Below are 19,065 nucleotides of genomic sequence, written 5' to 3'. Positions count from 1 at the left end.
CATGACTACTGCGTCCCGTGTAGTCCTGGGCCTCGGCGGCTGTGTCGACTACGAGCTGAAGCTGACCGCTCCCGTGTTGCAGCAGCTGATCATCGAGTACGGCATCGTCGCCGCGGACCTGACGTCGCCGGTCGAAGTGGCCGGCGAGCGGGACCTGGTCGTGTCGATCCTGGGATATGTGGCCCGGGGCGGGGGCGGCGAGCACTTCGTCGCGTCCGCCCCGGCGCTGGAGACCTTCGCCAACCGGTTCCCGCATCGGCAGACGCTGGGCGGGACGTCGGTGCGGGCCGGGATCCTGATGAGCCGGCTGGGCGTGCCGTCGACCCTGCACCTGGTCAGCGTCAACGACACGTTCCGCCGGCTGCTGCCGGACGACAGCGAGTACATCAACAGCGGTACGGCGGACACCTTCTATCCGCACCTGATCGTCCAGTACGACCAGGGCCTGTGGATCCGGGCGAACGACATCGACATCAACGCGCCGTTCCCGAACCGCCTGATCTACGTGAACGACCCGGCGAACAGCGAAATGCTGCTCACCGCTGATCTCGGCGACCGGCTGGCCGCGGCCGATGTGTTCCTCGTATCAGGATTTAACGCGATGCGTGACGGGAGCGAACTCGATGATCGACTCGCATCTCTCACCGCGCACATGCGGCAACTCCCGCCAACCGCGGTGACCTACTTCGAGGACGCGGCCTATCACGAACCCGCCTTCAGTCGCCGGGTCCGGGAGGCGTTGCTCGACCGCATCGACGTGTACGGGCTCAACGAGGACGAGTTGCAGTCCTACCTGAAGCGGCCGGTCGACCTGCTCGATCCCGAGGACGTGACGGCGGCGCTCGCCGAGGTGCACGAACTGATCCCGGTGCCGACACTGGTGCTGCACACCAAGTACTGGGCCCTGGCCACCGGCGCGGGCGACTACGCCGCCGCCCTCGACACCGGCACGATCATGGCCGCCACCCGCTACTGCTACGGCGACGACTTCACCGACGCGGACGTCGAGCACCTGCGCCGGCAGCCGCGGCGCCCCGAGTCCGTCGAGTTCGCGGCCCGGATGAAGGACACCGTCGTCCCGGGCTTCGCGCTCGACGTCCCGAATCCCACTACGGTCGGACTCGGTGACACGTTCGTCGGCGGTTTCCTCGCCGCACTCGCAAAGGACAACGGATGACCGTCGAAGCGCTACCGGCCAACCAGCCCGAGACGTTCTACCGCGGGGCCGGGCGGATCGCCGAGTTCCGCAACGTGCCCGCGCTGCCCGACCGGCCGGAGGACTGGGTCGGCTCGGTGACCAGCCGGTTCGGGCTCGCCCCGAGCGGCCTGTCCACCCTGGCCGACGGGCGGCTGCTGGCCGACGCGATCGCCGCCGACTCCCGCTGGTGGCTGGGCCCGGACCGGGCCGATACCGGCGTACTCGTGAAACTGCTCGACGCCGGTCAGCGCCTTCCGCTGCACGTACACCCGGATCGCAGTTTCGCCACGGCCCACCTGGCCTCGCCGTACGGAAAGACCGAAGCCTGGGTGATCGTCTCCGCGCGCCCCGGCGCGTACGTCCATCTGGGTTTTGCTCGTGATGTTGATCTTGAAGAGCTGGCCGGATGGGTGGGCGGGCAGAAGAACGACGAGATGCTGGCCGCCACCAACCGGATCCCGGTCGCGGCCGGCGACGCGATCCTCTGCCCGGCCGGCGTGCCGCACGCGATCGGCGACGGGATCCTGCTGGTCGAGGTCCAGGAGCCGACCGACTTCTCGGTGCTGCTGGAATATGAGAACTTCGGGCTGGCCGACGGTCATCTCGGCCTCGGTTACGACCTTGCGCTGCAGTGCGTCGACCGGGGGGCCTGGACACCGTCCCGCCTCGACGCTCTGCGCGGCACGCCGGATCGGCTGCTGCCCTCGTCGGCCGGCGAGTTCTTCGCCGCCCGCCGCCTGCGCGGCGGCGACCGCGTCGAACAAGGCTTCAGCGTCCTGGTCGCGGTGGCCGGTGAGGGCACGCTGACCGGAGAACACGACAACCTTCCGGTACGACGTGGGGACACGCTGCTCATTCCGTACGCGGCGGGCGCGTTGCGCCTGGACGGCCCGGTCGAGGCGATCCGGCTCAGCGGCGTGGCGTAGCCAAGCGTCGGTGCGGCCTTCCGGCATCGAAGGCGTTGACTAAGTGGACACATATCTGAAACCTTAGATGCCTGTCCACGCAAGAAATCGGCAGAAGACCGAAATTTGCCAAGATCGAGCCGAAACTTCGTGGCAGAAGTCCCCATCCCCCTCTGGCCATCGTGGATCCCCGACCGCGGCGGCCAGGCGCAGAACAGAGGGCTTCATGAGAAGACGACTGCTCCCCACCCTCCTGGCCGCGGTGCTGGTCGCCGCCGGCCTCAGCCCCGGCACCGCGCACGCGGCCGGCGGACCCAACCTCGCCCAGGGCAAACCGGCCACCGCCTCGGGCACCAACGACGTGTACGCCGCCGGCAACGTGACTGACGGCAACGCCAACTCGTACTGGGAGAGCCCGAACAACGCCTTCCCGCAGTGGGTGCAGGTCGACCTCGGCAGCAACCTCGCCGTCGACCAGGCCAAACTCAAACTGCCGCCGGCCACCGCCTGGGCCGCCCGCACCGAGACGCTCACCCTCCAGGGCAGCACCAACGGCTCCACCTGGATCACCCTGTCCGGATCGCAGGGCCGCCTGTTCGACCCGGCCACCGGCAACACGGTGACCATCGACTTCGCCGCGGTGACCATCCGGTACGTCCGGGCCACCGTCACCGGCAACACCGGCTGGCCCGCGGCCCAGCTGTCCGAACTGGAGATCTACGGCGTGGCCGGGCAGAACCCGGACCCCGATCCCGACCCGGACCCGCCGACCGGCACCAACCTGGCCGCCGGCAAGACCATGGAGGCGTCGTCCTCGGTCTTCGGCTTCGTCGCGCCGAACGCCAACGACAACAACACCGGCACCTACTGGGAGTCCAACGGCTTCCCGTCCACCCTGACCACCCACCTGGGTGCGAACGCCGACGTCACCGGCGTCGTGGTCAAGCTCAACCCGGACCAGGCCTGGGGTACGCGTACGCAGAGCATCCAGGTGCTCGGCCGGGCCCAGGGCGCGTCCGCGTTCTCGAGCCTGAAAGCCCGCGCCGACTACGTCTTCAACCCGGCGGCCAACCAGAACACCGCCACGATCGCGGTCACCGGCCGGGTCGCCGACCTGCAGCTTCAGGTGTTCGGCAACACCGGCGCGCCGGGCGCGCAGGTCGCCGAGATCCAGGTGATCGGTGCCTGGGCCCCCAACCCCGACCTGGTGGTCACCGGCCTGACCTGGGCGCCGGCCGCGCCCGACGAGGCCACCGCGATCACCGTCTCGGCCACGGTGCGTAACGCGGGCAACGCCGCGTCGGCGGCGACAACCGTGGATGTGCGGGTGGGCAGCACGGTCGCCGGAAGCGCGGCCGTCGGTGCCCTCGCCGCCGGGGCGTCCACCACCGTCACGGTCAACGCCGGGCGGCTCGCCCAGGGCAGCTACCCGGTGTCCGCCGTGGTGGACCCGGCCGACACGGTCGCCGAGCAGAACAACGGCAACAACACCCTGACCGCGTCGTCCGTGCTGGTCGTCGCCCAGGCGCCCGGCCCCGACCTGCAGGTGCTCAGCGTAACCCCCACGCCCGCCAACCCGTCGGCCGGCGCCCCGGTCACCTTCGCGGTGGCCGTCAACAACCGCGGCACCAGTGCGGCCGCGGCGTCGGTCACCCGGGTGGTGGCCGGCAGCACCACGCTCAACGCGAACACCGGCGCGATCGCGGCCGGTGCCACGGTCACCGTTTCGGCCGGCACCTGGACCGCCACCAGCGGCGGCGCCACGATCACCGCCACCGCCGACGCGACCGGCGTGGTCGCCGAGACGAACGAGAACAACAATTCGCGTACGCAAGCAATTGTGGTCGGGCGCGGCGCAGCCGTGCCTTATGTCTCCTACGAAGCGGAAGCCGCCCGTTACCAGGGCACGCTGGTCCAGGCCGACGCGCTGCGGACGTTCGGGCACACCAACTTCGGCACCGAGTCGTCGGGCCGGGCGTCGGTGCGGCTCACCAGCACCGGCCAGTTCGTCGAGTTCACCTCGGTCAACGCGGCGAACTCCATCGTGGTGCGCAACTCGATCCCGGACGCGGCGGGCGGCGGCGGCCAGAACGCCACGATCAGCCTGTACGCCAACGACCAGTTCGTGCAGAAGCTGACCCTGTCGTCGCGTAACAGCTGGTTGTACGGCACCTCGGACGACACCGAGTCGCTGTCCAACACGCCGTCGGCTGACGCGCGGCGGCTGTTCGACGAGTCGCACGCCCTGCTGTCCACGTCGTACCCGGCCGGCACCCGCTTCAAGCTCCAGCGCGACGCCGGCGATACCGCCGCCTTCTACTACCTCGACATGATCGACCTGGAGCAGGTGGCTCCGGCCCTCACCCAGCCGGCCGGCTGCGTCTCGATCACCAACTACGGTGCCGTGCCGAACGACGGCATCGACGACACCGCCGCCATCCAGCGCGCCGTGACCGACGACGAGAACGGCGTGATCAGCTGCGTCTGGATCCCCGAGGGCCAGTGGCGCCAGGAGCAGAAGATCCTGTCTCCCGACCCGGCCCGCGGCCAGTACAACCAGAAGGGCATCCGGAACGTGGTCATCCGCGGGGCCGGCATGTGGCGCTCGCAGCTCTACACGAACACCGAGCCGCAGAACGTGGTCGGCAACATCAACCACCCGCACGAGGGCAACGTCGGCTTCGACATCGACGACAACACCCAGCTCTCCGACCTGGCCATCTTCGGCATGACCACCAACCGTGCCAACCGCGGCCACGGCATCAACGGCCGCCTCGGCAAGAACACCAAGATCAGTAACGTGTGGATCGAGCACGTCAACGTCGGCGCCTGGGTCGGCCGCGACTACTCCGACACCCCGGCCTACTGGAACCCGGGCGACGGCCTCGAGTTCTCCGGGATGCGCATCCGCGACACGTCCGCCGACGGCATCAATTTCAGCAACGGCACCCGCAACTCGCGCGTCTTCAACTCGTCGTTCCGCACCACCGGCGACGACTCCCTGGCCGTCTGGGCCAACCCGCGGGTCAAGGACACGTCGGTGGACATCGCCTCCAACAACCACTTCGTCAACAACACGGTGCAGCTGCCGTGGCGGGCGAACGGCATCGCCATCTACGGCGGCTTCAGCAACTCCATCGAGAACAACCTGATCTACGACACGATGAACTACCCCGGCATCATGCTGGCGACCGATCACGACCCGCTGCCGTTCTCCGGCACGACGCTGATCGCCAACAACGGCCTCTACCGGGCCGGCGGCGTGTTCTGGAACGAGGACCAGGAATTCGGCGCGATCACCCTCTTCCCGTCGTCGAAGGACATCGTCGGCGTCACGATCCGGGACACCGAGATCATCGACTCGACCTACGACGGCATCCAGTTCAAGACCGGTGGCGGCAACATGCCGAACGTGGCGGTGACCAACGTGAAGATCGACAAATCCAACAACGGCGCCGGCATCCTGGCGATGAGCGGCGCCCGAGGCAACGCCAACCTGACCAACGTAACCATCACGAATTCGGCCGACGGCAACATCGTCATCGAGCCCGGTTCCCAGTTCGTCATCAACGGCGGCTGACCACCACCGGCACGGCGGTGCCCCGGCCCAGCCGAGGCGCCGCCGTCCGTGATGGGACTCCGGCCCCGTCCGCCCCACCGAGCTGGGCATTGCGCGAACCGCGCGTCCTACGCTGGGCCACGCCGCGGGCTCCGACGATCGGGAATCTGCTCAGGCACCGGCGGAGCTCTCCGGCCGCGCGGTCAGGGGGCGTCGGGGCCGAGAGGAGCCTCGCCGGACCGGGCGCGCGTCGGTGCGGGCTCCTTCAATTCGATGAAGATGCTGTGCGTCGTGGTCTGGCCGATATTTTCGCCGGTGTGCTCCTGCGCGGCCAGCCAACGGGACTCGCCGGCGGCAAGTTCGACCTCCACGCTGCGGTTGCCCGCGGTGACCCGCCGGCGGAAGGCGCTGAGCGTCACCATCACGCTGTCCGGGTGCCGGTGCGGGTGGGTGCGGTCACCGGGCTCGTCGCGGTATTCCAGGACCCGCACCCGATCGTTCTCGAGAACCACTTTGTACAGACTCGGGTCGGTGGTGGTCGGATCGTCGTCGCTCATCACTGGCCCCTGCCGGGAGAAATGTTCATGAGACTTCAGTCCCATGTCGGGTGACCGTAGCATCACGGCGTGGAGGCGCCGTATGAATCGACCGGCCGAACCGGGCAGAAGTCGAGAACCCGACTCGCGCTGGTCGCGGCCGCGCGCCGGCTCCTCGACGACGGACTGACCCCGAAAGTGGAAGACGCGGCCGCGCAGGCCGGCATCTCGCGGTCCACGGCGTACCGGTACTTCCCGAACCAGCGCAGCCTCCTGCTCGCCGCGCACCCGAGCATTTCCCCCGAGACACTGCTCCCGGCGAACGCCAGCACTGACCCCGGCGCCCGCCTGGACGCGGTCATCCAGGAGTTCACCGGCTACAACTTCACGTGGGAGCCGCAGCTGCGCACCTCACTCCGGCTGTCCCTGGAGCCCGCCGCCGAGCGGACGGCACTGCGCCAGGGCCGCGCGATCGGCTGGATCGCCGAGGCACTGACCCCGCTGCGGGATACCCATCCCGGCATCGACATCCACCAGCTCGCGATCGCGATCCGATCAGCGACCGGCATCGAAACGCTGATCTGGCTGACCGACGTCGCCGGTTACACCCGCGAGCAGGCCGCCGGCACGGTGCTCGCCAACGCCCACGCGCTGCTGGACGCCGCCGTCCGAGGCAGCCGTCCACGATCCGGCCGGCGGAACCCGTAGCGGTGCCCCGCAATGTCCGTGGAGAGGGGAACATACCGCCGGAGTGATCAATCGCCGATCAGCCGGAGCGCTAGGCTCCGGTCGTCGCGGCAGCGTTCGCCCAGGCCGTACACCGCCTCCAGCACCTCGCGCTCCCGGTCGTCCTCGGCGATGGCAAGCAGGTGATCCAATTCGCCCAGGAACTGTGGCATCTCGTCCCAGGAAAGTTCCAAAGTTCCGTAGAGGTCGATGCGGTCGAGCATCGGTGTCGACCCGCCGTGCTGTGCCCGTTGGACGGCCTCAGCGAACCGGAATCGGGTGTCGCCGACCATAGCCAGCTCGACAGTCCGACGGTGCCGTTGACTCGTGCCCGCCTGCTCGATTCTGCACAGCTCAACGTCAAGGCCCACGGCGCGAGACTATCGGTACGCCTCCGCGGGCCCGCGCCTGAACATGAGGTGCCGCCGCGGGCAGTCGGGCCGTTTGGGTGCTGGTGTTGCGCCGGCTGTTCCCGCCGAGCGGGTGCACCGGGATCGACGCCGAGCTTGGCCGACCCGACCGGAGCCGGCGGTCAGTCACCGTACTTGCCGTAGGGGACGGTCCAGTCGCCCAGGCCTGGCCGTTCGCGCCGGTGGTCGAGCCGCCCTTGCCGAGGCTGCACTTCATCGTGCGTACCAGTTTGCCGTTGATGTAGACCTTGGTCAGGTGGGCCTTGTTGTCGGTGATCGCGATCAGCTGACGGCCGATGGTGAAGCGGGTCGACGCGTTCTTCTCGCCGTACACCCCGTTGCCCAGCCGGACGCCGAACAGGTTGACGTTCACCGTGACGGACGTGCCGCCGGCCCAGTACCTCGCCGGACGCCAGTGCACGGTCCGGCCGTCCGCCCAGTAGAACTTTCCCTCGACGGCGGGCGACGTGGTGATCTCGATGGCCTTCTCGGCCGCCTTCTTGTTGACGGCACGGCTGAACGCGATGATCACCGGCTGGCCCGCGCCGTACGCCTGGCCTTTCTTGAGGGAACTCATCGCGTTGGCCCGGAACGTCGTCTCGATGAGGTGCTGCGGTTTCACCGTGGTGAAGCTGGACGTCTCCTGTTTCGCCGCGCCCGACCGGTCGGTCGCGGTGACGACCACCCGGTAGGTCTTGCCGTACGCCAGCTTGCCGGTCGAACGCCAGGTCCCGTCGGCCTGCACCGAACCGGCGATCTTCGCCGGGCCGGCGGTGACGGCGACCGACTGCAGGTCGCCGTCCCGCACGGTGACGACGATCGGGGTCGACGGGGACACCGTCTTCGACCCGGTCCCCGGGGTCACGCTGAGCCGGACCGGCGTGACCGGCCCGCCGCCCTTCTCCTCCGGGCCCGCCGCCGTCGTGGTCTCGGCATTGGCGGGACCCGGCGCGGAACCACCGACGGTCGCCGCGGCAGCGGCAACGCCCAGCGTCCCGATGATGACCTTGCGTCGCTGAATCATGGATCTCGCAATCGAGGGGACCGGCCGGCGGTACCGCTGTGCCGTGGTGCGGCTATCGGTGGAGGGCGAGCGGGAAGGTGCCGGCGCCGATGTCGGTGAGCGTCCGGGTGTACTGCCGGAGATACGTATCGAGGAAGGGTGACCGTTCACCCTGGGTCGGCACGTCGAACCGGGGGTTCTGCAGGGCGAGGCTCAGCCGCGCCCGGGTGACCTCGATCGTGTTGCCGCTCGGGGTGTCCCGCCAGCTGCCGCTGCCGATCGTCCCGATCTGTACGCCGAGCTGGTGACCGGCCGCGAAGGTCCAGTCGGTGGACTTCAGGTCGAACGCGAGCCGCCCGGCCCGCTCGATCAGCGCCACGTTCTCGTCGAACATCACCGCGGTGCCGTCCGGGGCGACGTCCCACAGCCGCACCATGACGTTGCCCGGCGCGCTCGCGGTCAGCGTGATCCGCGGGGTGGCGGTGATCCGGACCCGGGACGGCGCCGGCGTGGACCAGCTGAAATAGCTGTGGGCGTCGGCCGCGAAGCCCTGGACCGAGACGAGGCCCGGGTCGGTGTAGTGCTCCATGTCCCACTGCTGGCCGGCCGGTGCCGCCAAAGCCGACGCGACGCCGTCATCGACGTACGCTCCGTTTGAAAGATTTGCCGTTGTCCGCGAGGACGGCGTGGGCCAGGCCGGCTGGGCGCGCCAGGCGGCGGTGTTGTCCTCGATGGCGAAGGCCGGGTCCTGGACGGCCGGCCGGATGCCCTTCAGGTAGCGGTCGTAGAAGCGCATGACCTCGTCGAAGAACCCGGCCCGGCCCTGCAGCAACTGGCCCTGGCTGTTCGTCTCGTTGCCGCGGACGTGCTCCCACTGGCCCATCCAGCCGCGCTCGACGCCGTGGTGGTTGCCGAGGTATTCCTCGACGTCCTCCGGCTTGGTGTTGTTCTCGATGAAGCCCTGGGTGATGAACAGCGGGGTGCTCGTGCCCCGGGCGTTCGCCGCGAGGTTGCGGGCCCGCCAGTAGGGCGAGTCGAGGTCCGGATTGTTGTTGTTCGTGAGGTTGTCGGTGAGGCACTCGGGGTGGCCGCTCTCGTAGCCCGCGTTGGCCTTGTAACGATCGGTGTCGTCGGCCAGTGGCGCGATCGTGGCGATGCCGTTGTAGGCGTTCGGCGTACCGGTCACGTTGGGCCGGGGAACGGCGTTGCTGAACAGGTAGTCGTACATGTTCCACACCGGCTCCTGGGCGACGACCGCCTTCAGCGCACCGAGGCGCAGGTTGTTGCCGACGAGGCCGGTCACGGCGTCGTACGACTTGCCGTACATGCCCACCCGGCCGGTCGACCACGGCCGGGACGCCGCCCACCGGATCGCGGCCTCGACGTCGGCCTGCTCACCCGGCCCCACCCAGTCCAGGCAGCCGGTGCTCCCGCCGAAGCCGCGCAGGTCGACCATGACGTAGGTGTAGCCGCGGGCGAAGAGGCCGGTGCCGCTGGTGAAGTCCGCGAACCGGTTGGACGGGCCGGCCTGGGCCCACCCCTCCGGCCCGGTCTGGCCGGCGTGACCGAAGTACGGCCCGACGGCGAGGATCACCGGCGTCCGGGCGTGCGCCGGCAGGTTCGCCGGCCGGAGGACGTCGGCGTGCAGCTCGACGCCGCTGTGGTCGGCGGACGGGAAGTAGGCCTCCGTCCACACCGCCCCCTCCGGCACGCGGGGGTTCTCCGCATGCGTGACGCCGGGCGGGGGCGCGGCGTTCGCCGGGCCGCCCACCGCGAGAGTCGCCACCACGATCAATGCGGCGGCGGCCGCTGCTGTCCGTCCGCGCAGGGTCATCGGACCTCCCGAAGAGATAGAGCAGTGTCACTGCAGCCCTGACGCTAGCGTGGTGGCCGTGCGGATTGCGAGTGTGAACGCGTGGGGTGGCGCGCTGGCCGACGATCTCCTCGAGTGGCTGCCCGGCAGCGGGGCGGACATCGTCTGCCTGCAGGAGGTGACGCGGACCCCGGGGCTGGCCGGGTGGACGCGCTTCGCCGACGGGGAACGGAGTCTGCCCCAGCGCGCGGACCTCTTCGACGACGTTCGCGGCGTGCTGCCGCGGCATCAGGCGATCTTCGTGACCAGTGACTCCGGGCCGGTGCACGACGACGCGGGCCGTGGCTATCGGCAGGACTTCGGGCTGGCGACCCTGGTCGGGGAGGGGCTGCCGGTCGTCGGGGTCGACTCAGCCTTCGTGCACGGCGAGTTCGCCGACCACGTGGAATGGCCGGTCACCGGCCGCCCGCGGGTGGCCCTCGCGGTGCGGACCGTGGATCGGGCGGCCGGCCGGTCGGTGTGGGTGATGCAGGTGCACGGGCTGCGGGACGCGCTCGGCAAGTCGGACACTCCGGCGCGGCGTGCCCAGGCCGAACGGCTCGCCGAGCTCGTTTGCCGGATTCGTGGCCCGCGGGACCTGGTGGTGATGTGCGGCGACTTCAACCTGTTGCCGGACAGCGAGACGTTCGGCGTGCTGGCCGACGTCGGTCTCACCGACCTGGTCGGTGCGGCCGACACCCGGACGTCGCACTATCGCAAGCCGGTGCGGCACGCCGGCTACGTGCTGGTCTCCGACGTCGCCGCGGTCCAGCGATTCGACATCCTGGCGGAGCCGGAGGTCTCCGATCACCGCGCGCTGATCCTGGAGATCTAGAGATCTTTCCGGACGGAACTCCGGCCCCAGCTTTCGTCGCGCTTTCGAAATCCTTCCGTACGGGCCGGCTCAGTCCCGGGACCGCGTGCCACGGGGCTGAGCCGGCCCGTACGGAAAAGGTTTGATCGAAAGCGCACCGACCCGAGAAGATCTCTAGCCTTCTTCGAGGCGGTCGACCGTCTGCCGACTCCACGCCTGGATGGCGGTGGTCTGCGAGGGCGTGAGCGGCTCGAAGAAGAACCGGCGGATGTTGTCGGCGTGGCCCAGGATGGCGTTCTCCGCGGCGTCGCGGCCCTTGGCGGTCAGGCCGATGCCGGTTCGGCGGCCGCCCGCGCCGTTCTCGGTGCGTTTCACCAGCTCGCGGTTCTCCATCCGGGTCAGCAGGTGGGCGACGCGGCTCTTCTCCCAGGTCAGCGACTCGGCCAGCTCACCGACGCGCATCCGGCCGCCCGGCGACCGGTGCAGCGTGACCAGGACGCTGAACTCGGCCTTGGAGATGCCGTAGTCCTGCTGCAGGCGGCGGTCCAGCTCGCGGGTGAGCAGGCGCTGCGCCTGCATCCAGCTGTTCCAGAGGTCCCACTCCTCGGGTTCCAGCGTGCGGGGCTGCGTCATGGCGGAATCGTACTCATCAGCGCTAGAGTTGACGCGTCAACTCTTAACCGAAGGGGTAGCCATGAAACGCACGGTGGTGGTCATCGGCGGCGGTTACGGCGGCACCCGGGTGGCCCTCGCGCTGGACTCCGCGGCGGACGTCATCCTCATCGACCCCCGGGAGGCGTTCGTCAACGCGGCCGCGTCGCTGCGGGCGCTGACCCGGCCGGACTGGGCGCACCACGCGTTCCTGCCGCTCGAGGACCTGCTCGACCATGGCCGGGTGCTGCGCGACCGGGCCGTCTCGGTGGATCCCGGCGGTGTGACGCTCGCGTCGGGTGCGCGGGTCGAGGCCGACTACCTGGTGCTGGCCACCGGTTCCGGCTATCCGTACCCGGCCAAGCCGCACGATGCCTCGACGAGCATCGCCGAGCAGCTGGACGATCTGTGCGCGACCCACAAGGAACTGTCCGGTGCGGGCCGCGTACTGATCCTCGGCGCCGGCCCGGTCGGCCTGGAGCTGGCCGGCGAGATCAAGGAGGTCTGGCCGGACAAGCACGTGGTCATCGTGGACCGGGGCGATCAGCTGCTACCCGGCTTCCTTCCCGAGGTGCGCGCGGAGTTGCATCGCCAGTTGGACGAGCTCGGTGTCGAGCTGCGGCTGGGCACGGCGATGCCGGCGACCGCGGTCGGCGCCACCGACATCCGGTTCCGTGCGTTCGGGGTCCGGATCAACACCGACTTCCTGGCGGACGGGCGTCTCACGCCGCTGACCGCGCGGGCCGAGGTGCCGGTCACCGAGCGCCTGAACGTCGAGGGCTACGAGCATGTCTACGCGGTCGGCGACATCACCGCCCTGCCCGATCCCAAGATGGCGTCCTACGCGATGACGCATGCCGAGGTCGTGGTGCGGAACATCAGGGCACAGCTCGACGGCGACCGGCCGGCCGCTGTCTACACCCCATCAGCCGAGCGGCGGATCCTGCTCCCGCTCGGCACGCGCGGGGGAGTCGGCCAGCTCCCGACGCCGGACGGGGTCGCCGCGGCCTCGGCGCGGGTGGTCTACGAACGCAAGGGCGCCGACCTGTTCACCGGGCGATTCGGTCCCGGTAGCCGCTCAGCGTGAGGCCCAGCACCGACCGGAACTCGTTGGCGAGGTGGGCGTGGTCGCTGTAGCCGAGGTCGGCGGCGACGGTGGCCAGGGTCGTGTCCGGTTCCGCGCGCAGCCGTTCGGCGGCCTCCTGCAGCCGGCGCCGGCGGATCATCGCCGACGGCGGCAGGCCGACGTAGCGGCCCGCCAGCCGCTGCAACGACCGGGCCGAGACGCCCAGGCGGGCGGTCGCGTCCTGGACCGTGCGGATCGCCGGATCGGCGTCGATGACCTCGGCCATCGTGTTGGCCGCCAACGCCTCGTGGTCCGGCGCCGGGACCTCGCCGGCCAGCCAGGTCGCGAACGCGTCGACGGCGCGGCGCTGTCGCTCCGGCCGGTCACCCGGGCCGGTCATGATGCCGGCCACCTCCTGGTGCAAAACCGGAAAATCCATCATCCGGTACGCGTCCCGCAGGGCCGCCGGGTCCGCGGCGAAGTGTGGCACCGCGGCCGGCCGCAGCAGAGCCCCGACCGCCCATCCGCTTCCGGTGAGATCGCGGTGCGAGGTGCGGGTCGTCGGTCCGGAGAGGCCGACCCCGTCCGGCTCGACGACGAGGTTGCAGGCAGGGAAGGCGATCAGGTGCTGGCGGGAGGACCGGCCCGGCTGGATCTGCCACTCGGGGATCCAGAACCACCGCACCAGCTGGGTGACCTGATCGGGCGCCGGCAGCCGGTCGAACGTGGGGAGCCGCGCCGGGTAGAGAACACCCCGCGGGGATCCCTGTCGCGAATCTTCAAGCCGCTCCGGGCTGGGCATACCTACGATCCTGACCTATGACTGAGACGAACCGAGCGGCCGACGGCAAGTACACCACGAACGGCACACCCCACGGCGCCACCAGCCTGACGCCCTTCCTGGCCATTCCGGAGGCCCGCGCGGCCATCGACTTCTATCAGAAGATCTTCGGGGCCCGGGTGGTCGACGTGACCGAGTTCGGCGACGTGGTGGCGCACGCCGTCCTCGACTTCGGCAACGGCCTGCTGCAGCTCGGCGCGCCGCAGCCCGACTACGGCCTCATCGCGCCGCCCGAGGGCGACCAGGACTGCTATTCGATCGGCCTGTACTGCCCCGACGTCGACGACGTGGTCGCCCGGGCCGAGGCGGCCGGGGCGGTCATCCGGGAGGCGCCGACCACGTTCGTCTCCGGCGACCGCTTCGCCAGCATCCGGGACCCGTTCGGCGTGCGCTGGTCGGTCATGACCAGGGTCGAGGACCTCTCCGAGGAGGAGAGCGCGCGGCGGGTGGCCGAGTGGGCTAAACAGCAGGCCCCGGCGAGCTGACTGGGCACCAGCGCGTGGCCGTACACGCTGGTGCTGCTGATGTAGACGACTCGGCGTACGCCCTCGGCCTCGGCGTCGTCGAGCAGGGCCGCCGTTGCGCCGACGTTGACCGCGCGGAACTCCTCGTCGTCGACCACGCCGACGTGCGGAGCGTGCCGGGCCGCCGCGTGGATCACGACGTCGGCCGCCCGGACCGCGGCCCGGCGGACCTGTCGGTCGCGGAGATCGCCGACGATGCTCGTCCGCCGGCCCGGCGCGCGGTCGACGCCGCGCACCTGCCAGCCGGCGGCGTCGAGGGCCTCCGCCACGGCTCCGCCGACCCGGCCCGAGGTGCCGGTCACCACCGCCAGCCCGGCGGTCATGGGCGAACCCATTCGCGGAGCAGGGCGAGGAATCGGCCGGGGTGTTCCAGGGACGGCAGGTGGGCGGCGTCCGGCCAGTCGACGCGGCGGACCTCGGGGAGGCCCGCGCACAGCCGATCGGCGGAATCCTGGGTGGTGGCGAGATCGTGGCCGCCGATCAGGATCAGCGTCGGGACCGTGACGTCGGCCAGCCGGTCCAGGGCCGGTGGGTCCGGTTCGGCCTCGTCGACGTCCGTCCAGGACGCGGTGACCTCGAAGGCTCGGCGCTGCATCCGGCGTACCGAATCTTGGAAATCGGGGTTGATCTTCGCCGGATCCCGGCCGGGGCCGACGACCCAGGCGGCGATGTTGGCCTCGACGGCGGCGTCCAGGTCGCCGGCCGCGAGGGCGGCGCGTTCGGCGTCGAAGAACGTCCGGAGGTCGTCGGTCAGTTCGGCCAGCAGGCTGCCGCCGGGCGGGGCGAGCAGCAGCGATCGGACCAGGTGCGGTGCGGTCAGGGCGACCTCGACGGCGACGCCGGCGCCGAGGGACGAGCCGACCAGGTGGCAGCGGTCGATGCCGAGGTGGGCGAGGGTCGCGCGGACGTCGTCGACATGGGACAACAAGGCATCGGGGCGGGTTGTCGATTCGCCGAAGCCGCGCAGGTCGAGGCGCACGGCGTCGTGTTCGCCGCTGATGGCCGCCCACTGCGGGTCCCACATGCGGCGGTCGGCGACCCCGGCGTGGATCAGGACGATCGGCGGGCCACCGGTGCCGGCCGCGTGGTCGTAGGCGATGCCGGACGGGGTGGTGGCCACTTTGTCTCCTACCGGTCGCCGCGCAGGTACCTGGTGAGCATGTCTATCAGTTCGCCGGCGAACGTCTCGACCGGAATGGTGCGCGGGGCGGCCATCAGCTTGTGGATGTTCATCTCCACCGTGAACAGGATCAGTTCGGCGGCGGTGTCGAGGTCGCGCACCCGCACGTCGGGGTGCCGGGCGAGGACGTCGCGCACCTGGGCGACCCTGACCCGGCCGTGCCGGTCGATCGTCTCGATCAGCTCCTTCGACACCGGAGCCTGCTCGATCATGATGCGGAGCAGTTGCGGGTCGTCGCTGTGGTTGTCGATGGCGTCGCGGACCAGGGCCCGCACCGTCGCCTCCAGACTCCCGGGGGACAGGTCCAGCTCCGCCGCCTCGGTCCAGGTGCCTCGGTCGATGTGCCGCACCAGCAGCTTGGCGAGGATGGCGTCCTTGTTCGGGAAGTACTGGTACAGCGAGCCGATGGAGATCCGGGCGCGTTCGGCGATGCGGTTGGTGGTGCCGGCGGCGTAACCGTGCTCGGCGAAAACGTGAGCAGCGGCGGTGAGGATGCGTTCGCGGGTGAGCTCGGCGCGCACCTGACGGGGGCTGCGACGTGGCTCGAGACGGCGGTCGGCCGACGGCATCCGGGGTCCTCCTCAGGGCGCGAAAAGCGAGTAGCCAAAGAACTGAGCTATTGCTCACAATAATGGTGTGACCAGCGAAAACAAGAGGCTGACGACCGTCGCCGACGTTGAGTCGACCATCGGCCGGCCACTGCCGATGATCATGCTCAAGGAGATCGGCGCGCTCGACGAGGGCTGCCGGGCCGTCCTCGCCCGGTGCCCGATCGCGGCGTTCGGCTATCGGGACGCCGGCGGCGTCAGCCGGACGACCTTCGTCGGCGGCACCCCGGGTTTCGTCCGCGTCCATTCGCCCACCCGGATCTCGTTCGCGCTGCCCGAGCCGGGCGACCCGTACGGTCCGGTCTCGTTCTTCTTCCTCCTGCCGGGCGTCGGCGAACTGCTGCGCGTGAACGGTTCGGTGACCTCGCGAAAAGGCGCTGAAACAACCATCAAGATCCAGCAGGCGTACGTGCATTGCGCCCAGGCCGTCCTCCGGTCCCGCCTGTGGCAGCCGCCGGTCCCGCCCGGGCCGGTCGCCGAGATCGCCGGGGACGGGCCGCTGGGCCGGCCCGGCGTCGCCGAGTTCCTCGCCGCGGCGCCGTTCCTCGCACTGTCCACCTGGGACTCGTCCGGTGGCAGCGACACCAGCCCGCGCGGCGACCGGCCGGCGGCGGCCCGGATCCTGGACGGCCGCACCCTGGCCATCCCGGACCGGAAGGGCAACAAGCGCGCCGACACCCTGCACAACCTGCTGGCCGACGACCGCCTCTCGTTCGCCGCACTCGTGCCCGGCCGCAGCGGGGTGCTGCACGTCCGCGGCCGCGGCGCGATCACCGACGATCCCGCGCTGCTGGCGACGATGGCGCTGCGCGGGATGCCCCCGCACGCGGCGCTGCTCATCGACGTCGAGCACGCCGAGGTGGCCGGCAACCACGCCATCACCCGCTCGCGGCTGTGGTCGCCCGGCGCGCACCTCGACCGCGGCTCGGTGCCGGACCTGATGGCGATCGCGGGGGAGCACCTCGCCGCCAACTCGGCCGGCTCGCCCGCGGCCGTGCTGAAGATCGTCGGGGCGATCCCGGGGATCAACCGGTTGATGCGGCTGGTGATGAACCGCGCCTACCGCTCCGGCCTGCGGAAAGAGGGCTACGACGACCTCGCGCCGGGCGGCCTTCCGCCGGCCGCTGCCGCCGGGCCGGACCGGGAGGTACGCGTCACCGAGGTGCGCCGGGAGACGCCCAGTGCGGTCACGCTCGTCCTCCAGGACGCCGGCTCCGGCCCGGGAACGTTCGATTTCCGGCCCGGTCAGTTCTTCACGCTGGTCGCCGACATCGACGGCCGGCCGGCGCGGCGGGCCTACTCGGCCTCGTCGGCGCCCGGGTCGGACCGGCTGGAGGTCACCGTCAAGCTCGTCGGGGGCGGCCGGTTCTCCACCCACGTACACCGGAATCTCGGGGTGGGGGACCGGCTCGCGGTGCGCGGCCCGTCGGGGTCCTTCCACGCCGAGCCCGCGCCGCCGGCCGAGATCGTGCTGGTCGCGGCGGGCAGCGGGGTGACGCCGATGATGAGCATGATCCGCGCCCGGCCCGGCGGCCGGATCTCGCTGCTCTACAGCAGCCGCAGCGCCGACGAGATCATCTTTGCCGGCGAGCTGGCCCGGCTGGCGACGGAGAACCCCGGCCGGCTGTCCGTCACGCACGTGCTGACCGGCCGGGACGGCCGGCTCGACGCGGACGGCGTACGTCGCTGGGTCATCGGTCTCGCGGCGGTCCCGGGGGCGCACTACTACGTCTGCGGTCCCGAGCCGCTGATGGACGCCGTCCAGGGGGTCCTGGCCGAGCTGGGCATCCCCGACCGCCAGGTGCACGTCGAGCGCTACACCAGCACGGCGGAGACCGGGACCGTCCCCACCGTGCCGCAGGAGATGACCGTCGAAGGGGCCGGCACGGTGCTGGTCGAACCCGGTCAGACGCTGCTCGAAGCGGGACTCGCCGGCGGGCTGCCGATGCCGTACTCGTGCACGGTCGGCAATTGCGGCGACTGCCTGGTGCAGCTCCGCGGCGGCGTGGTCACCCGCACCGAGCCGGACGGGTCGGTGCTGGCCTGCGTGAGTCACCCGCTGTCGAAGGTCACCCTGGAGTTACCCGGGGATGAGCTCGAGCTCGGCGCCTGACTCCGCGGTCAGGCCGTCCGCTTCGTCGTCGAGTCGCACCTGGTAGCCGGTGGGTGGGCCGGCCTGCGCCCAGTCGGCGCCGACGATCGTGCCCGGCCGGCCGCCGACCCGCACCCGTGCTCCCGGTGGGTGACAGTCGTACGGTTCGACCAGGAGCGCGTCGAGGATCTGCCGGGCGCCGTCGAGCGAGCCGCGCAGGCTGGTCGATCGCAGTTCCCGGCCGAGGGTGATGGCCGGGTCGCGCCGGCGCCGGTCGGGGTCGGCCTCGCCGGCGGTCAGGGCCGCCTCCACCCGCACCCACAGCCGCCAGCGGTCCTGGTCGAGCAGGAGCCGGGCGGCCCGGTCGAGCGCGGCGCAGGCGATGTCGACGGCCGCCTCCTCACCGAGCTCGGCGGCCCAGGCGAGCTCGTCGGCCGGGGGCAGCAGCTGTGGCGATTCGTGGACGACGACGGCGTACAGCATGGCTATGGCCGTTTCGCGGCCTTCGCCGTGATAAAGCGGGCCGATCCCGGCGGTCGACCGCAGCGGCGGGAACCGCGTGGTCAGATGCGCGGCGCGGCCGAGCGGGATCTCGGCGGCCAGCCGGGTGTCACGCACCCGGGAGTTGAACGTGCGGTGTTCGCGGGCAGCGAACATCCAGGCCCGGTGCTCGTCGACGCCGATCGGGACGCCGGACCCCCGGCCGGTGTCCGGCGCCGGGGCCGTGAGCAGGCGCGCCGCGACCGAATAGGCCACGCCGAGCTCGGCGGCCAGGGCTCGGATCGCGCGCTTGCGGGCGCGATCGGGTACGGATCGTCGGCTGCCGGTTGCGTTCATCGTGGTCCTCCCTCGCTCATCGTAGGTCGGAGTCGCTGTACGCTCGGGGGGCAGCGCGCCTGCACGAGCGTAGCGAGGCCACCCACGCGGGCCGAGCGTCAACGCCAAGAGGCTCCGACTCAGCGCACGGTGACACCAGTCCGTCTCCTTGGGCGGGGTGCGTGGGGCTTCGCCGCGAGGACGTGAGTGTCGTGTTCGAGCGGTTCACCGACCGTGCCCGTCGAGTTGTCGTCCTGGCCCAGGAAGAGGCCCGGATGCTCAAC

17 protein-coding genes and 1 pseudogene are annotated in these 19,065 nt (G+C 70.7%); 8 read left to right on the top strand and 10 right to left on the bottom strand.

Annotated features, from left to right (window positions below; all coding sequences use genetic code 11):
- Position 1 precedes the first annotated feature (1 nt).
- The 3 genes from Ato02nite_RS15405 (at position 2) to Ato02nite_RS15395 (ending at position 5,683) form a co-directional block, all read left to right on the top strand.
- On the top strand, positions 2-1,177 hold the full coding sequence (locus tag Ato02nite_RS15405) for an ADP-dependent glucokinase/phosphofructokinase (RefSeq protein WP_213007199.1): 1,176 nt from the start codon (positions 2-4) through the stop codon (positions 1,175-1,177).
- Complete coding sequence (locus Ato02nite_RS15400; protein ID WP_213007198.1) at positions 1,174-2,124, top strand: class I mannose-6-phosphate isomerase; 951 nt, start codon at positions 1,174-1,176, stop codon at positions 2,122-2,124. The genes Ato02nite_RS15405 and Ato02nite_RS15400 overlap by 4 nt, the downstream gene beginning before the upstream one ends.
- 205 nt (positions 2,125-2,329) lie before the next feature.
- Positions 2,330-5,683 carry a CARDB domain-containing protein gene (locus Ato02nite_RS15395; RefSeq protein WP_246607006.1) on the top strand — a complete coding sequence of 1,118 codons (3,354 nt, stop codon included), beginning with the start codon at positions 2,330-2,332 and terminating at the stop codon, positions 5,681-5,683.
- Positions 5,684-5,865: 182 nt separating this feature from the next.
- On the opposite strand, the gene Ato02nite_RS15390 is transcribed toward Ato02nite_RS15395, so the two are convergent.
- A complete protein-coding gene (locus tag Ato02nite_RS15390; protein ID WP_213007197.1) occupies positions 5,866-6,219 on the bottom strand; it encodes a cupin domain-containing protein in 354 nt (117 codons plus the stop codon).
- 69 nt (positions 6,220-6,288) lie between these two features.
- Between Ato02nite_RS15390 and Ato02nite_RS15385 the strand changes: the two genes are divergently transcribed.
- On the top strand, positions 6,289-6,906 hold the full coding sequence (locus tag Ato02nite_RS15385; RefSeq protein WP_213007196.1) for a TetR/AcrR family transcriptional regulator: 618 nt from the start codon (positions 6,289-6,291) through the stop codon (positions 6,904-6,906).
- 47 nt (positions 6,907-6,953) lie between these two features.
- On the opposite strand, the gene Ato02nite_RS15380 is transcribed toward Ato02nite_RS15385, so the two are convergent.
- Genes Ato02nite_RS15380 through Ato02nite_RS15370 form a run of 3 tightly spaced genes read right to left on the bottom strand, consistent with a single transcriptional unit; the run spans position 6,954 to position 10,171 of the window.
- Entirely contained in the window at positions 6,954-7,295 is a 342-nt protein-coding gene (locus tag Ato02nite_RS15380) for a hypothetical protein (RefSeq protein ID WP_213007195.1), read from the bottom strand.
- A complete protein-coding gene (locus Ato02nite_RS15375; protein ID WP_213007194.1) occupies positions 7,285-8,358 on the bottom strand; it encodes an Ig-like domain-containing protein in 1,074 nt (357 codons plus the stop codon). The genes Ato02nite_RS15380 and Ato02nite_RS15375 overlap by 11 nt, the downstream gene beginning before the upstream one ends.
- Positions 8,359-8,410: 52 nt before the next feature.
- Positions 8,411-10,171, bottom strand: coding sequence for a CocE/NonD family hydrolase (locus Ato02nite_RS15370; protein WP_213007193.1), 1,761 nt, complete (start codon positions 10,169-10,171; stop codon positions 8,411-8,413).
- 58 nt (positions 10,172-10,229) lie between these two features.
- Between Ato02nite_RS15370 and Ato02nite_RS15365 the strand changes: the two genes are divergently transcribed.
- On the top strand, positions 10,230-11,024 hold the full coding sequence (locus tag Ato02nite_RS15365) for an endonuclease/exonuclease/phosphatase family protein (RefSeq protein ID WP_213007192.1): 795 nt from the start codon (positions 10,230-10,232) through the stop codon (positions 11,022-11,024).
- Positions 11,025-11,177: 153 nt separating this feature from the next.
- Here Ato02nite_RS15365 and Ato02nite_RS15360 read toward each other — a convergent pair whose 3' ends face one another.
- The gene (locus tag Ato02nite_RS15360; RefSeq protein WP_213007191.1) at positions 11,178-11,636 is read right to left on the bottom strand and encodes a MarR family winged helix-turn-helix transcriptional regulator; all 459 of its coding nucleotides are present in this window, start codon (positions 11,634-11,636) and stop codon (positions 11,178-11,180) included.
- Between the two features lie 61 nt (positions 11,637-11,697).
- Here Ato02nite_RS15360 and Ato02nite_RS15355 point away from each other — a divergent pair, with 61 nt between their 5' ends.
- A complete protein-coding gene (locus tag Ato02nite_RS15355) occupies positions 11,698-12,741 on the top strand; it encodes an NAD(P)/FAD-dependent oxidoreductase (protein ID WP_213007190.1) in 1,044 nt (347 codons plus the stop codon).
- Here Ato02nite_RS15355 and Ato02nite_RS15350 read toward each other — a convergent pair.
- Entirely contained in the window at positions 12,704-13,522 is an 819-nt protein-coding gene (locus tag Ato02nite_RS15350; protein ID WP_213007189.1) for an AraC family transcriptional regulator, read from the bottom strand. The genes Ato02nite_RS15355 and Ato02nite_RS15350 overlap by 38 nt on opposite strands.
- A gap of 17 nt (positions 13,523-13,539) precedes the next feature.
- Here Ato02nite_RS15350 and Ato02nite_RS51605 point away from each other — a divergent pair, with 17 nt between their 5' ends.
- Complete coding sequence (locus Ato02nite_RS51605) at positions 13,540-14,046, top strand: VOC family protein (RefSeq protein WP_246607005.1); 507 nt, start codon at positions 13,540-13,542, stop codon at positions 14,044-14,046.
- Here Ato02nite_RS51605 and Ato02nite_RS51600 read toward each other — a convergent pair.
- The 3 genes and pseudogenes from Ato02nite_RS51600 to Ato02nite_RS15335 form a co-directional block, all read right to left on the bottom strand.
- A pseudogene (locus Ato02nite_RS51600) lies at positions 14,031-14,408 on the bottom strand (NAD-dependent epimerase/dehydratase family protein); the annotation flags it as partial. The gene Ato02nite_RS51605 and the pseudogene Ato02nite_RS51600 overlap by 16 nt on opposite strands.
- Entirely contained in the window at positions 14,405-15,205 is an 801-nt protein-coding gene (locus tag Ato02nite_RS15340; protein WP_213007187.1) for an alpha/beta fold hydrolase, read from the bottom strand. The pseudogene Ato02nite_RS51600 and the gene Ato02nite_RS15340, both read right to left, overlap by 4 nt.
- 8 nt (positions 15,206-15,213) lie before the next feature.
- Positions 15,214-15,834, bottom strand: a complete 621-nt coding sequence (locus Ato02nite_RS15335) for a TetR/AcrR family transcriptional regulator (RefSeq protein WP_213007186.1) — start codon at positions 15,832-15,834, stop codon at positions 15,214-15,216.
- A gap of 67 nt (positions 15,835-15,901) precedes the next feature.
- Here Ato02nite_RS15335 and Ato02nite_RS15330 point away from each other — a divergent pair, with 67 nt between their 5' ends.
- Positions 15,902-17,986 (top strand): FAD-binding oxidoreductase, encoded by a 2,085-nt coding sequence (locus tag Ato02nite_RS15330; protein ID WP_246607004.1) that lies wholly within the window; start codon positions 15,902-15,904, stop codon positions 17,984-17,986.
- Here the strand turns inward: Ato02nite_RS15330 and Ato02nite_RS15325 are convergent.
- Positions 17,954-18,802, bottom strand: coding sequence for a hypothetical protein (locus Ato02nite_RS15325; protein WP_213007185.1), 849 nt, complete (start codon positions 18,800-18,802; stop codon positions 17,954-17,956). The genes Ato02nite_RS15330 and Ato02nite_RS15325 overlap by 33 nt on opposite strands.
- Positions 18,803-19,065 lie beyond the last annotated feature (263 nt).

The sequence above is a fragment of the Paractinoplanes toevensis genome, assembly GCF_018332695.1.
GTDB lineage: Bacteria > Actinomycetota > Actinomycetes > Mycobacteriales > Micromonosporaceae > Actinoplanes > Actinoplanes toevensis.
Note: the sequence above shows the minus strand (reverse complement) of the source record. Positions and strands in the feature narration are given on the sequence as shown.

What these genes read in the sequence shown, in the direction of transcription:
- Ato02nite_RS15405 (WP_213007199.1), top strand. Translation starts at nt 2, where the DNA reads ATGACTACTGCGTCCCGTGTAGTCCTGGGCCTCGGCGGCTGTGTCGAC.
- Ato02nite_RS15400 (WP_213007198.1), top strand. Translation starts at nt 1,174, where the DNA reads ATGACCGTCGAAGCGCTACCGGCCAACCAGCCCGAGACGTTCTACCGC.
- Ato02nite_RS15395 (WP_246607006.1), top strand. Translation starts at nt 2,330, where the DNA reads ATGAGAAGACGACTGCTCCCCACCCTCCTGGCCGCGGTGCTGGTCGCC.
- Ato02nite_RS15390 (WP_213007197.1), bottom strand. Translation starts at nt 6,219, where the DNA reads ATGAGCGACGACGATCCGACCACCACCGACCCGAGTCTGTACAAAGTG.
- Ato02nite_RS15375 (WP_213007194.1), bottom strand. Translation starts at nt 8,358, where the DNA reads ATGATTCAGCGACGCAAGGTCATCATCGGGACGCTGGGCGTTGCCGCT.
- Ato02nite_RS15370 (WP_213007193.1), bottom strand. Translation starts at nt 10,171, where the DNA reads ATGACCCTGCGCGGACGGACAGCAGCGGCCGCCGCCGCATTGATCGTG.
- Ato02nite_RS15360 (WP_213007191.1), bottom strand. Translation starts at nt 11,636, where the DNA reads ATGACGCAGCCCCGCACGCTGGAACCCGAGGAGTGGGACCTCTGGAAC.
- Ato02nite_RS15355 (WP_213007190.1), top strand. Translation starts at nt 11,698, where the DNA reads ATGAAACGCACGGTGGTGGTCATCGGCGGCGGTTACGGCGGCACCCGG.
- Ato02nite_RS15350 (WP_213007189.1), bottom strand. Translation starts at nt 13,522, where the DNA reads ATGCCCAGCCCGGAGCGGCTTGAAGATTCGCGACAGGGATCCCCGCGG.
- Ato02nite_RS51605 (WP_246607005.1), top strand. Translation starts at nt 13,540, where the DNA reads ATGACTGAGACGAACCGAGCGGCCGACGGCAAGTACACCACGAACGGC.
- Ato02nite_RS15335 (WP_213007186.1), bottom strand. Translation starts at nt 15,834, where the DNA reads ATGCCGTCGGCCGACCGCCGTCTCGAGCCACGTCGCAGCCCCCGTCAG.
- Ato02nite_RS15325 (WP_213007185.1), bottom strand. Translation starts at nt 18,802, where the DNA reads ATGAACGCAACCGGCAGCCGACGATCCGTACCCGATCGCGCCCGCAAG.